We start from the raw sequence: 12,671 nt of genomic DNA on the forward strand, positions 1-12,671 counted from the left end.
GGTATTAAAAAAGAGGAGAGATATTATCTCTCCTCTTTTAATTAGCTTTAAAAGGCTAGTCCTTATAGTCTGTAAAGTCAGTCTTAAACAGGATACTATAGAGCGCCGGAATAACTCCCAGAGTCAGCATAGTAGCGAATATAAGACCGAACAGCAGAGCTACTGCCATTGGCGAGAACAGAGTACCACCGAATAACCACAGAGGAACCAGTCCGCATACAGTTGTCAGGGTGGTCAGAAGAATAGGTCTTATTCTAGCCAGGCAGGCAGTTATGACAGCCTCCTGAGGAGTAAGTCCCTTGTCGATCTCTATATCGATCCTGTCTATCAGTACTATGGCGGCATTAATAACCACTCCGCATAGTGAGATAAGACCGATTAAAGGCATAAATCCAAAGTTCATCCTGTTCAGAAGAAGTCCTGCAGATACTCCAAGTATTCCAAGGGGAATAGTAAGAAGGATGATGAGAGGCTTCTTCAGGGAGTTGAACTGAACTATCAGAAGAAGGATAACCAGCATACCTGCAATTGGAAGCTTCTCCCCTACTGCAGTACTCGCTTTATCTCCCTGCTCGGCTTCTCCCCCAAGGATGTAGTCGTATCCATTCCCCCACTCATCCATTTTTTCATCTAGCCACGGGATCATCTCTCTATTGATGGTGTTTGCAGTATATCCACGTCTTACATCCGACTGGGCAATAATTGTGTACTCCCTATCCCATCTATAGATGAATCCAGGCTCGAAAGCTACTTCTATATCAGCTATCTGTCTAAGGGGAACAGCAGTCTGGCCGTCGTTGGAGTAGACCATAGTGGTATCTAATCTGTCGATACGGTTTCTGAAATCCGACTCAGTACGGAAGACTATAGGGATGATGTCGTCTCCCTCTCTGTAGTCTGTAACAGCTATTCCTGAAAGGATTCCCTTGAGGGAGCTTGCCACTTCAGCATTGGTAAGGCCAGATTTCTTTACTCTTTCCTGGTTTATTCTAACGGTAACCTTTTTTGTCTTAATATTCCAGTTGTCTGAAACATTTATAGCTCCAGGAACTGTTCTTAATTTTTCCTTGATAATCTCTATCTTAGTGTAGAGATCTTCTAGATTTTTACCTCTGATTCTGTACTGGATATCCTTTGAAGCTGTAGGTCCACTACTTAAAGGACGGCTGATAATATCAGCATTTGGATACTTACTCTTGATGTAGTTATCCACCTGCTCAGCATACTCAGGAACCAGCTTATAGTCGGTTAGGTTATAGAGTACATAGGCATACTCAGGTGCCGGTGCTTCTGGAGAGTATGGCAGGAAGTATCTAGGAGCTCCCCCACCGATAAATGCTCCCCAGCTAAGAATTCCAGGTTTCTCATAGGCCTTTGCAGTACCTCCAGAAACGATGTTCTTAAATAATCCAACTCCGATCTCATTATCTGGGACCTGGAGGTTGTTTTGGATGTAGTTATCCAGGTCCTCGATAACAGCTTCGGTTGTCTCGATGGCAGTTCCCACTGGCAACCTGATCTCAGAGAACATTATAGGCTTATCTGAATCTGGCATGAACTTAACTGGTATAAACTTAAACAGGAAGATACCTGCCATGAAGATACCCAGTGCCCCAAGGGCTGTCATCTTCTTAAACTTAAGGAGCTTAACAAGTATACCCTTGTACATGTTGTACCACTTACCAGAGTAGTCAGCTTCCTGCTCCTCTACATGAAGGAAATCATGACACAGAAGAGGAATCAGAGTGTTGGCTATCATCCAAGATGAAAGAAGACAGATAGCTACAACTATACCGATAGGAGCTGTATATTCACCGATAGATTCCTCAGCCAAGAAGATAGGTGAGAATGCAGCTACAATAATAAGGGAAGCAACAAGAAGGGGCCCTCTCAGCTCATTGGCTGAATCCAGGCAGGCATCCATACGGCTCTTACCCTGCTCCATCATAACCATTATGCTCTCCGACATAACGATGGAGTTATCCACCAGCATCCCCAGGGCAATGATAAGTCCAGCAAGGGACATCTGGTCCAGCCCCATATTCAGGCTCTTGAGGATAAGGAATGTAATACAAGCCACGACAGGAATAAGGGTAGATACAATTACTCCAGTTCTCAGTCCCAGAGCAAGAACCATTACAGCAATAATAGTAACAATGGCCTGAACAAGGTTACTTACAAAGGAGTTTATCTTGTCGCTAACTATTCCAGGCTGGTATGCCAGGAAATCAAAGTTCACTCCAATGGGATACTTTTCCATAAAGTCCCCCATCATCTTTTCAGCTTCCTGACCTAGAAGTATATTATTTTTTCCAGATTTAAGGGAAAGGGCAAGAACTACAGACTTCTCTCCATTGTATCTTGAGATATATGAAGCAGGCTCCACATACCCTCTTGTGATGGTAGCGATGTCCTTGAGGTAGATGCTTCCCTCTTGGCCTGGAAGTTTTATTACAGTATTTTTAATATCCTCTACACTCTTGAAATCTCCAGTGGTTTCAAGAACAAATCTGTCCTCTCCCTCTAGAAGATCTCCTCCTGGAGCTACGATATTTGTAGTCTGGACGATTCTTGCCAGAGCAGCAGGGGATACATTCATAGCAGAAAGCTTTGCATTGTCAAAGTCTATAAAGATGTGCTCCTTTTGCTTTCCGTAGATCTTGATCTTTCCAACGTGCTCGATCTTTAGCAGCTCATCCCTCATCTCATCGGCAATGTCGTAGAGCTCCTTGTATGAGTAGTCGTGACCAGTAACTGTTATTAGAGTACCGAAGACGTCACCAAATTCATCGTTTATAAGGGGACCGATTACACCCTTTGGAAGATCCTTAGGAGCATTGTCCCCTATCTTTCTTCTGAGTTCATCCCATATATCCTGAAGGGGTCTGTCCAGGCTGGGAACAAGGTTTACATATACAGTGGAGAGACCTGGTCTGTTTTTAGACTCTATCCAGTCGAGCTCCTCTATATCCTGAACTATCTTTTCTATCTTATCACTCACAAGCTCATCCATCTGAGCTGTACTGGCACCAGGCCATAGTGTGGTAATAGTGGCCGTCTTAATCTCAAATCCCGGATCCTCTGCCTTCTCCATGCTGAAGTAGGAAGAGATCCCTGAAATGATAAGAATCAAGAAGATCGTATAGGTAACAATCTTCCTTTTTATTGCAATTCCGGTAATATTCATCTATGGATCACCCCTTAATTTTGTGTAGAGACCTTAACTTTTTGACCGTCATAGACGTAGTTAACTCCTGCAGTAACCACTCTATCTCCACTCTCTAAGCCTGAGATGATCTCTATCTCTCTGCCAATAAGAGTCCCTAGTTTAACCTCTCTCTTGGCTAAAACAGTTTCTCTATCTTCCACAGAGGAGATAACATAGACAAATCTGTTTCCACTTCCATCCTCGGTAACTGCACTTAGAGGAATAAGAAGTCTTCCGGCATTTGGATTGGTAAGTCCTAGGGATACCTGGGCAGTCATACCAGTCTTGATACTTGTGGAAGCATCGGTGATAGCTATCTTTGCAGGGAAGGTATTTCCAATTCCTGTAATTCCGCTACCAATCTCCTTAACTACACCAGAGAAGCTCTCTCCTCCAAGGGCACTTACAGTGATAACCACTGGTTCACCAACTTTAACCTGGTTTGTAAAGTCTTCTGGAAGGAAGATCTGAACCTCTGGAGACTCCTCTCTTACAAGGGTAAATACTGGAGAACCAGCACCTAGGTTTTCACTCTCATCGGCCATCTCCACAGTGATAGTACCGCTAAATGGAGCTACAAGTTTTGTATAGGAAAGCTGTAGTTCAGCAAAACTAACTCTTTCCCTGGATGCATCCAATCTGGCAAGGGCAGCCTGGTAAGCTGCTTTAGAGTTGTCATACTCAGCTTTAGAAGCGTTGTCATTTAGGAAAAGCTCCCTGTATCTTCTGAAGTCAGCTGCAGTTCTTGTAACATCAGCCTGGGCTTCAGCAAGGGTAGCCTTAGCTTCAGCATAGTTTATCTGATAGTCCTGGGGATCAAGGGCTGCGATGACTTCACCCTGTCTTACTGCTGCTCCCAGACCTACATACTTGGTCATTAGGTTTCCAGGAACTCTGAAGGAGATATTGGCTTCAGTGGCTCCCTTAACAGTTCCTGAAAATGTTTTTTCCACAGTGGAGGTGCTTTCAGACACCCTTGTATAGACTACGTTTCTTAAAACTTCCTTTTCTTCGGTCTCTTCCTTTCCACAACCCATGAAGGTAAGGGTAAGGATTACAAGAGAAAGTATGGTAACTTTAGTTTTCATTGATGTTTCCTCCTCTAGAGTTTATCTGGTGAATTTTATTGTCGATAGATGCTTTAAATGTATTGTCCTGGGCAAAATAATATGATCCCACTGTTCTCTCTAGATCAAGGAGAGTGATGAGGAAATTATAGGTGGCAATAACCTCCTGCTCCCTGGAGTTGACAGCATCGTTTTGGGCATCTAGCAGGTTTGTGATGGAAACTGTACCCTTGGCATAGTTATCCCTTACAAGCTCTAAGTTCTTTTCTGAAGCAGCAGTTGATCTCTGGGCATTTTGGATAGCCTCATAGCCAACGGATAGATCTGTAATCTTTCCTGCGATAACTCTTCCAAAATCTTCTGTGATGGCTTCCTTATTGCTTTCAAGGGCCTTTAACTCAGATGAGATCTGGTTCTTTTCATAGGTGATGTCTCCACCCTTGTATAGAGGAAGTTCAAATCCAACACCAAGCTGCCAGTAGTCTTCCTTTCCCTTCCCTTCATCATTTTCTCCCCAAGGATCAGCCATATCCCAGGCTGCCTGGGCTTCCAATGCCATGGATGGGGTATATCTTCTTCTTGCCGCTGTCTTATACTCTCTTTCTTTACCTGCGATTAAGAAATCAATACTCTTTATCTCAGGGATACTTTCCTTGGTAGTCCCTATAAAGAATTCCGTAAATTCTCTCAGTTTCACAGGGTTTTCAAGGATATCCAGGAACCCCTCATTGGAAGTAAGGAAAGCCTCATTTTCCAGGTTCATAGGTGAATACTCAAACTTGGATTCCAGTGGAAGATTTAAGGTCTGATTAAGAGCTCTCTGGGAGTTTTCCAGCTTTCCAGTATCGGATCTTACCTCTGTAAGGGACTGAGCATATAAACTCTCCAGTCTGAATACATCAGAAGCATCTGAGATACCTACATCCTTTCTGTTTTTAGCTATCTCGAGGAACTCTCTTGTGAGGTCCAGGTTATAATTTTTTATATTTAGTGAAGCCTGAGCACTTAATACATTGAGGTATCTTGCCCCAGCATTGAAGATCGTATTGGACTCATCTCTTCTGTAGTTCTCCTTTTCAGCCTCATAAGCTTTCTCCTGAACTTCAATTTCCTTCCAGATATCGTCGTTGAAGATGCTCTGCTTTACCCTAACTCCTCCCCTGAGGGTATTTTCAGCCTCTACTGGAGAGTATTTGGTATATACATCATTTTGGTTTGTGTAGTTACCAAAGGCATCTACATTGGGTCTGTTGTTGGCACGAGCTCTTTTTGGATTGAATGAGAAGGCATCCAGTGAGTAGGACTGAGATCTCAGGGTGAGGTTGTTATCCAGGGCAATATTGATTGCCTCCTGGAAGTTTAGATCATCGCTTCCCTGGAGATATGACCCTACAAAAACTACCCTGTCCAATATATCCCTAGAGGGATATACTCCCAACCTCTTAGAGGTAGATAGGTTGAAGAGAAGTTGGGATTCTCTTACCTTTCTCTCATAATCCTCATCTACAGGATAGGTCTCACCAGAAAGATCCTGCTCTAGTTCAAGGACAGATTCTCTCAGAAGCCTGCTAGAGGATTCTCCCGAAACTATCCCTGCAAGGGCTCCTCCCTCTACATAATCCCTGGACATAACAGCAAAGGTTGGCCTTCCCTGGTCCAGATTATCCCTTATAAATGTAGAAACATTCTCCTCATCCCTTCTGGAAGGGTTGTATAGAAGGATGGCATCTGTGGTAAGGGGGCTCATCTCCTCGATATAGGAGACAGTTACATCGATATTCAGATCCCTCTCTAGATTTTCAACTATAGCCTGGGAATTGACCTCCCTTGTTGTAAGTAGTGTCAGAGTTCTGAAGGGGTATATCTTTTTAAAGTTCTTTCCTCCTTCGAGAACCACACTGCCAGCTTCGGTAAATGGAGTAAGAACCTTATCTCCTCCAGTTTCCTTAAGGTACTTAGAGGAAACTGGGTCCAATGAAAGGATGACTTCATTGTTTCTAGAGAGGTCTCTATAGGCTTCCTCAAGCTCCTCTAGGTTGGAATACTCCCTTATAATAGGCTTGATCTCATAGTTATCCCCGAGAACCTCCCTCAGCTCTTCCTTGGACTCCAGCAGCTCCTTCTGGAAATCTTCCTCGGATGGGACTATTATTCCCACAGAAATCTCCTGAGCTGAGGCATAGGTAGAAGAAAGAAGCAACAGGGAACAAATAGTAGTAAATTTCTTCAAAATTTGACACCTCCGTCTATTAATCGTATTAAAGTTTTCATAAGTAAACTTGCGTTGAATTTTTAAAAATACGTCTCATAATAGTAACAAAAATCGATTCCAAAAAAAAATGACAAATGTCGTGAAAGAGATCTAGATAATATTATATTATATAATATTATCCAGTTAAGGAAAATAGTTCATGAAAATAAAACCATCATTCAGCTCAGTAATGACAGGCTCAGAAAGAAGGGATTGTAAACTCAGGTATTGAAGGGAGGGGAGGTGTCCCTCCTTTTTCTTTTTATATCTTAAATAGGAGTAAAGGGATTTATTAGAAAAATATAAGGAAAGAGGTATTTTTAACTGGAAATATTTTCTAAAACGTATAGGAGATGGGAGATAAAAAAAGCATATTTTAGTTTAAAAATGATCAAATATAACCTTTGTGATTTTAAAGTGGATAGATTCAATTGACTAGGCCTTCAAAAGTTGATATACCATTAAAGGGGAGGGGTGTTCTCTAGAGAACCATATATAGTATGAGTATCAAACTATTGATCCTTTAAAGGATAAAAAATATTGACAAAAGATATTCCCTAAGATATACTTTTGTTGTTAATACAAAGTTGTAACAAATACAAAGTTGCAAATTTAAAATTCGGAGGTTAGGAAATGAAATTTAGATGTACAGTATGTGGAGAAGTTCTAGAAGCAGGAGTAGAGGTATGTCCAGTATGTAAGGCAGGATCAGATAAATTTGTAGAGATCAAAGAGGGAGAAGGAAGAGTTTGGGCAACTGAACACATCATCGGAGAGGGACTTGCATGCGGAGACGAGGAGATCATCGCAGGTCTGAGAGCAAACTTCGAGGGAGAATGTACAGAGGTAGGAATGTACCTGGCAATGTCAAGAGTAGCAGACAGAGAGGGATACCCAGAGGTAGCAGAGGCATACAAGAGAATCGCATTTGAGGAAGCAGAGCACGCAGCAAAGTTCGCAGAGCTTCTAGGAGAGTGTGTATCAGCATCAACTGAGGAGAACCTGTCTAAGAGAGTAGAGGCAGAGTACGGAGCAACTTCAGGAAAGTTTGAGATCGCTAAGAGAGCAAAGCAGCTAGGATTCGACGCTATCCACGATACAGTTCACGAGATGGCAAAGGACGAGGCAAGACACGGAAGAGCATTCCTAGGACTACTAGAGAGATACTTCCAGAAGTAATTAAATAGGTAAACTAAATAGTCATTATTTAAGTAGGGGAGTCATTAGACTCCCCTTTTTATGTAATATCTTATTGTTCATTTCTTTTGGCCAGCAAAAGAAACGAACCAAAGAAAAGCTGGACCTCTTTCAAATGTTTTTTAGAAGATAATTACTATACGGCCTTTGAAAGCTACAGTCCTCGTTCTGGAGGTCAAGAGAAATGTATAACATTGCGGAACTTAACTTGTTTAACGGCCTAGCGGAAGCTTTCTGTACAAAGTTCCGCTCTCTTGAAAGAGGTGGAAAAGGTCCAAGAATCAAAAAATCCTCCTTTGAAAAAAGCGCAGATGGAATATGAAGGAAAACTTTAGAAAATGTCGACTGTTTGAAGCGAAGCAAGTTTCGATATTTTCTTAGTTTTACAATTATGTAGTAGCTTTTTTCAACAGAGGTGCCCTTTCTTGTTTCGTTCTTTGGGCAAGCAAAGAATGAAGAGAGGGTTCAGGAGAAAGTAACGAATTAAATAAAAAAACCTCCCATCTGGGAGGCTTAACCTTTTCTTCTCTTCTTGATACTTTTTTTCATCCTCTTAATAGCTCTCGAGATGGGATATCCTCTCAGAACCCATAGTTTTCTGATGTTATTGAAGTCATCTAAAAATTCTACCTTATCCTCTGGAAGGGGTTCGCAGCAGACACTCTTCCACGACTTGTATATTCCAGAGATATCTGAATTTTCCAGGATAGTTCTAACCCTTTCAGGTAGGTGTTTCGTACTGATGCTGGACTGGAAGTCTATAATGTATGGGTTCCCGTCCTCACCTCTTATGATATTCCCCAGATTTCTCAGATCCAGGTGGACGATGTTTCTGCCATGCATCTCAGCCACTAGTGTCTCCATCTTGTGGAAGAATTCCACAGGGACAGGGTTACTTCCATCATCATAGGCCTTTAACGGCTTCCCCTTTACATAACTAAAGGCGATGGTGAAGGGAGAGAGCATATATACCTCTGGAGCAATCCCCTTAATCCCGCTAAGCTTTTTCAGGGTGCTGTACTCTATCTTTGCCATAATCCTTCCAAATAAAACTCTTACTATGAAGGGGCAGTGGTAGAAGTCCTTTATAGTGTAGTCGTGGTCAGAGTCTGTATACCTATATACAAAGGCATTGGCAAACTTTCCCTTGTTCAGGATCTTTAAGTTCTCCTCCTTTATATCCTCTGTATTAAGTTTCTTTTTAAGAAGGTTAATGATATAATTATTTAATCTGGTCATTTAAAATGGCCTCCTAATGATTTATGTCTAAAAGAGAGTGGATGTTCTGAAAGTTGTGAATTTTCACATTAAATTATATTGTATTTTACAAAAAAAGTAAAGAGGTGTAACAATGAAGGAATACAAAACGATAGAAACCCTTTGTCCCAGTGAGGAGGGAAAGGGAAAGAGATTAGATGCTTTCCTAGAGGAAACCCTAGAGGGATTAACGAGATCCTATATAAAGAAGCTTATTGATGAGGGCGACATATACATAGAGGGAAAGAAGAAGGTTAAGAGCGGGAATAAACTCAAGGGAAGCGAAACAGTTGTCGTAAGGATACCTGAGGATGAAGTCCTGAATATAGAGGCGGAGAATCTGCCCATAGATATAGTATTTGAGGATGAAAGTATGGTCATCATAAATAAGGGACCGGATATGGTAGTTCATCCAGCTCCAGGGAACTATACAGGGACCCTTGTAAATGCCGTTATGTATCATATAAAGGACCTCTCCACAATAAATGGAGTAATAAGACCTGGGATAGTCCACAGGCTGGATAAGGATACCAGTGGTCTTATAATAATAGCAAAAAATGATGAAGCCCACCTAAAGCTTACAGATATGTTTAAGGAAAAGACCATAGATAAGACCTATGTGTGCATCTGTAAGGGGAACTTCAGAGAACACGAGGGAAGGATAGAAAACCTTATTGGAAGAAATCCCAAGGACAGAAAGAAGATGGCTGTTGTGGATAGAAATGGTAAGAAGGCCATCTCAAACTACAGGGTAGTGGAGCAGGTAGAGGGATTCACCCTTGTGGAAGTGGGGATAGAGACTGGAAGAACTCACCAGATCAGAGTACATATGAAGAGCCTGAACCATCCAATTCTTGGAGATGAGGTCTATGGAAGTCCATCTAAAAAGGCAAAGAGGCAGATGCTTCATGCATACAAGCTTGAATTCACTCACCCTATAACCGGTGAAGAGATGAAAGTGGTTGGGGATATCCCAGAGGATTTCCAGGGAGTTGCCAAAAACCTCAAGCTGGATTTGAGTAGGATAGGGAAGGAATAATAAATAATTAGTTAAAGACAGGAGATAGATTATGGAGATGCATGAGTTTGACCTGGAATATGGTGAGATAATTGGAATAGATGAGGCTGGAAGAGGTCCCCTTGCAGGTCCCGTAGTAGCAGCTGCAGTTAAGATAAAAAATATAGTACCGGAGTTTGAGATGATCAACGACTCCAAGAAGCTCACTGAGAAGAAAAGAGAGGCTCTCTATGATGTGATAATGGAGAACTGCTATGTGGGAGTGGGTGTTGTGGGGGCTGAGACAATAGATGAGATCAATATCCTGAATGCTACCTTTCTGGCTATGAGAAGAGCCATAGAGGAAGTGAAGGACAAGGGAGCAGAGTGGGAGCTGGCCCTTGTAGATGGGAACCACAAGATAAGGAAGTATGAGGGGGAGCAGCTTCCTGTGATAAAGGGAGATGGAAAGAGTCTTTCCATAGCTGCTGCCTCTATAATAGCCAAGGTAACCAGAGACAGGATGATGGTGGAGCAGGGAAGGGAGTTTCCTAACTATCTATTTGAAAAGCATAAGGGGTATGGAACAAAGGCACACAGGGAAGCCATATTGGAGAATGGTCCATGTAAATACCACAGGATGAGCTTCCTGGGAACTATCCTGAAGCCTACTCTTTTTTAGATTTGATCTCTTGAGATATAGAAGAATAGATAATCTGGAGTCCTAGCTTGAAAAGTTTAAATACCTTATAAAATCTTAAAATTAATCTGTAAAAACCTCTGTAAAGGGCTTTTAAGGGGCAGTATATTTGAAATCCTTTAATTTATAGGATATACTTCTAGAAAAGCTAAAGGGTGTCGGAATGAATAAAAGGAAAAAGGGAAGATACTATGAGGGGGTAGCTCTCAAATACCTTGAGGAGATGGGACTTACCTTCCTGGAGAGAAATGTAATGGGAACTCAGGGAGAGATAGACCTTATATTTATGGAGGGTGACACCATTATTTTTGTGGAAGTAAAATACAGAAGTACAGGTTCCTATGGTTACGGCGCAGAAGCTGTAAATAGAAGAAAGGCTGAAAGAATATATCTTACAGCTCTTGAGTATATTGAAAGGAAGAAACTTTTCGGACTGGAAGTGAGGTTTGACCTCGTAAGCTTTCTAGGTGAGGAGCTTGAATGGACTAGAAATATAATATGGGGTGATAGTTTTGGATTTTAGTTGCTTAAAGTGTGGACACGATAAATATCAGGTGAAGACGACCTTCTGTGCGGAAAAGACACCTGGATTCAAATTGGAGTTGGGGACATATTATCTGAAGATATGTATGAATTGTGGATATACAGAGATGTATTCCGCTAAGGTACTGGATAAAGATGAAGAGCTTAAACCGGAGTATTAGAGACCTGATCTTTTCCTCTAAGTGCTCTATTTGTGGGGAAAGGTGCTGTGACAAAGATCCCTACTTGTGCTATAATTGCTATGAAAAAATAGCAGGGAAGATAAAACTTCACAGGAGGGGTAACCTCTACTACACAACCTACTATGACAGGGATATAAAGAAGCTTATAGCCTCCTTTAAACTAAAGAGGAGAAGGTATATAGGAGCCTTTATAGGGAAGCTTGTAGGGGAGGTACTAAGATCCATAGTGGAGGAGGAAGATATAGACATTGTAATTCCAGTTCCCGCGAGCAGTGCAAGGAAACGGGAGAGGGGTTATAATCAGGTAGAGGATATACTGGAACATGCAGGGATAGCCTATAAAAGGATGAAGCGTATAAGAGATACCCAGCCCATGCATAAGTTAAAGGATGAAAAATTAAGAAGAGAAAATGTTTTGGGAAGTTTTCAGGGAACTCTTAGTACAGAGGGAAGAAATATACTCATAGTGGATGATATAGTGACTACTGGAAGTACCATAAAAGAGGTGATAAGATCACTGGAAAGGGATGGTAGTTCTAAAAAGGTGGTAGTCTTTGCATTTGCTTTGGCTAATACAGCTCTTGCAAGTGACCTGGCTTTTTAGAGGGGAGTAGATTGTATGGATATACTTATAGATAATAAGAAGATAGATTTTGAAAATAAGAAGTTTAAGAGTCTGGGACTCATAATGGATGAGATAAATAAGATACTGGAGAGAGAGGGAAAGATGCTCTGCGATATCTATGTAAATGGAAGGGTTCTTACCGACAACCAGATGATAATGGGAGACAAGATAGATGTGGTGGAGGTAGTTACTCAGACTCCTAAGATCGTCATCCTTACAGCCCTTAAGGATATGAAGATATTTATAGAGAAGTACTTTGAATCCCTGGAGGTTATAGGCTCTGAGGTGGAGATAGATGACGATATGCAACTTCTGGGGTCTCTTTTTGAGATCGTGGGAGGCCTTGAGTGGTGTAACAATGTTCTTCTGTCCATAAAGGAGAATACAGCCATCGACTTCATAGATAGCAACTTCGATGAGATACTGGAAGATTTCAGAGGGTGTCTAAAGGGAATACAGGACGCTATGAACTCGAGGGATATGGCGGCTATGTATGAGATGCTGGAGTTTGACATGAGTGATATACTGGCAGATATATCCGATGATATTAACTTCTACTATGAAAATATATTGAGGGAAGAATTAAGAGAAGGAAAGTATGCTTAGATGAGTGGTTTATACCACTCAAATTTTTTGTAAAAGGG

The 12,671-nt window shown here is 41.6% G+C and carries 12 protein-coding genes; 8 read left to right on the forward strand and 4 right to left on the reverse strand.

The window, feature by feature from the left end:
• Nucleotides 1-55: 55 nt before the first annotated feature.
• The 3 genes from QMG11_RS07550 to QMG11_RS07560 are packed head-to-tail and all read right to left on the reverse strand — an operon-like array spanning nucleotide 56 to nucleotide 6,505.
• On the reverse strand, nucleotides 56-3,187 hold the full coding sequence (locus tag QMG11_RS07550) for an efflux RND transporter permease subunit (protein WP_281834828.1): 3,132 nt from the start codon (nucleotides 3,185-3,187) through the stop codon (nucleotides 56-58).
• Between the two features lie 14 nt (nucleotides 3,188-3,201).
• Nucleotides 3,202-4,296 (reverse strand): efflux RND transporter periplasmic adaptor subunit, encoded by a 1,095-nt coding sequence (locus QMG11_RS07555; protein ID WP_281834829.1) that lies wholly within the window; start codon nucleotides 4,294-4,296, stop codon nucleotides 3,202-3,204.
• Complete coding sequence (locus tag QMG11_RS07560) at nucleotides 4,286-6,505, reverse strand: TolC family protein (RefSeq protein ID WP_281834831.1); 2,220 nt, start codon at nucleotides 6,503-6,505, stop codon at nucleotides 4,286-4,288. Before QMG11_RS07560 ends, QMG11_RS07555 begins: the two co-directional genes overlap by 11 nt.
• Nucleotides 6,506-7,159: 654 nt before the next feature.
• Between QMG11_RS07560 and QMG11_RS07565 the strand changes: the two genes are divergently transcribed.
• Both QMG11_RS07565 and QMG11_RS07570 read left to right on the forward strand, forming a co-directional pair.
• Entirely contained in the window at nucleotides 7,160-7,705 is a 546-nt protein-coding gene (locus tag QMG11_RS07565; protein WP_281834832.1) for a ferritin family protein, read from the forward strand.
• Nucleotides 7,706-7,907: 202 nt separating this feature from the next.
• Nucleotides 7,908-8,045 carry a hypothetical protein gene (locus QMG11_RS07570; RefSeq protein WP_281834833.1) on the forward strand — a complete coding sequence of 46 codons (138 nt, stop codon included), beginning with the start codon at nucleotides 7,908-7,910 and terminating at the stop codon, nucleotides 8,043-8,045.
• A gap of 191 nt (nucleotides 8,046-8,236) precedes the next feature.
• Here QMG11_RS07570 and QMG11_RS07575 read toward each other — a convergent pair whose 3' ends face one another.
• Nucleotides 8,237-8,962: an RIO1 family regulatory kinase/ATPase domain-containing protein gene (locus QMG11_RS07575; protein ID WP_281834834.1), complete on the reverse strand. Its 726-nt coding sequence runs from the start codon at nucleotides 8,960-8,962 to the stop codon at nucleotides 8,237-8,239.
• A gap of 112 nt (nucleotides 8,963-9,074) precedes the next feature.
• Between QMG11_RS07575 and QMG11_RS07580 the strand changes: the two genes are divergently transcribed.
• From QMG11_RS07580 to QMG11_RS07605, 6 genes are all read left to right on the forward strand, one after another.
• The gene (locus QMG11_RS07580) at nucleotides 9,075-10,019 is read left to right on the forward strand and encodes an RluA family pseudouridine synthase (RefSeq protein WP_281834835.1); all 945 of its coding nucleotides are present in this window, start codon (nucleotides 9,075-9,077) and stop codon (nucleotides 10,017-10,019) included.
• A gap of 31 nt (nucleotides 10,020-10,050) precedes the next feature.
• The gene (gene rnhB / locus QMG11_RS07585) at nucleotides 10,051-10,659 is read left to right on the forward strand and encodes a ribonuclease HII (protein ID WP_281834836.1); all 609 of its coding nucleotides are present in this window, start codon (nucleotides 10,051-10,053) and stop codon (nucleotides 10,657-10,659) included.
• A gap of 181 nt (nucleotides 10,660-10,840) precedes the next feature.
• Complete coding sequence (locus QMG11_RS07590; RefSeq protein ID WP_281834837.1) at nucleotides 10,841-11,200, forward strand: YraN family protein; 360 nt, start codon at nucleotides 10,841-10,843, stop codon at nucleotides 11,198-11,200.
• Complete coding sequence (locus QMG11_RS07595; RefSeq protein WP_373877220.1) at nucleotides 11,181-11,381, forward strand: zinc ribbon domain-containing protein; 201 nt, start codon at nucleotides 11,181-11,183, stop codon at nucleotides 11,379-11,381. The genes QMG11_RS07590 and QMG11_RS07595 overlap by 20 nt, the downstream gene beginning before the upstream one ends.
• Entirely contained in the window at nucleotides 11,356-12,006 is a 651-nt protein-coding gene (locus QMG11_RS07600; RefSeq protein ID WP_281834838.1) for a ComF family protein, read from the forward strand. The genes QMG11_RS07595 and QMG11_RS07600 overlap by 26 nt, the downstream gene beginning before the upstream one ends.
• Before the next feature lie 15 nt (nucleotides 12,007-12,021).
• A complete protein-coding gene (locus QMG11_RS07605; protein WP_281834839.1) occupies nucleotides 12,022-12,633 on the forward strand; it encodes a DUF8042 domain-containing protein in 612 nt (203 codons plus the stop codon).
• The last annotated feature ends 38 nt before the right edge of the window (nucleotides 12,634-12,671 follow it).

This window comes from Propionigenium maris DSM 9537, from assembly GCF_027925155.1.
Classification (GTDB): Bacteria; Fusobacteriota; Fusobacteriia; order Fusobacteriales; family Fusobacteriaceae; genus Propionigenium; species Propionigenium maris.

What these genes read in the sequence shown, in the direction of transcription:
- QMG11_RS07600 (WP_281834838.1), top strand. Translation starts at nt 11,356, where the DNA reads ATGAAGAGCTTAAACCGGAGTATTAGAGACCTGATCTTTTCCTCTAAG.
- QMG11_RS07570 (WP_281834833.1), top strand. Translation starts at nt 7,908, where the DNA reads ATGTATAACATTGCGGAACTTAACTTGTTTAACGGCCTAGCGGAAGCT.
- QMG11_RS07580 (WP_281834835.1), top strand. Translation starts at nt 9,075, where the DNA reads ATGAAGGAATACAAAACGATAGAAACCCTTTGTCCCAGTGAGGAGGGA.
- QMG11_RS07550 (WP_281834828.1), bottom strand. Translation starts at nt 3,187, where the DNA reads ATGAATATTACCGGAATTGCAATAAAAAGGAAGATTGTTACCTATACG.
- rnhB (WP_281834836.1), top strand. Translation starts at nt 10,051, where the DNA reads ATGGAGATGCATGAGTTTGACCTGGAATATGGTGAGATAATTGGAATA.
- QMG11_RS07590 (WP_281834837.1), top strand. Translation starts at nt 10,841, where the DNA reads ATGAATAAAAGGAAAAAGGGAAGATACTATGAGGGGGTAGCTCTCAAA.
- QMG11_RS07565 (WP_281834832.1), top strand. Translation starts at nt 7,160, where the DNA reads ATGAAATTTAGATGTACAGTATGTGGAGAAGTTCTAGAAGCAGGAGTA.
- QMG11_RS07555 (WP_281834829.1), bottom strand. Translation starts at nt 4,296, where the DNA reads ATGAAAACTAAAGTTACCATACTTTCTCTTGTAATCCTTACCCTTACC.
- QMG11_RS07575 (WP_281834834.1), bottom strand. Translation starts at nt 8,962, where the DNA reads ATGACCAGATTAAATAATTATATCATTAACCTTCTTAAAAAGAAACTT.
- QMG11_RS07605 (WP_281834839.1), top strand. Translation starts at nt 12,022, where the DNA reads ATGGATATACTTATAGATAATAAGAAGATAGATTTTGAAAATAAGAAG.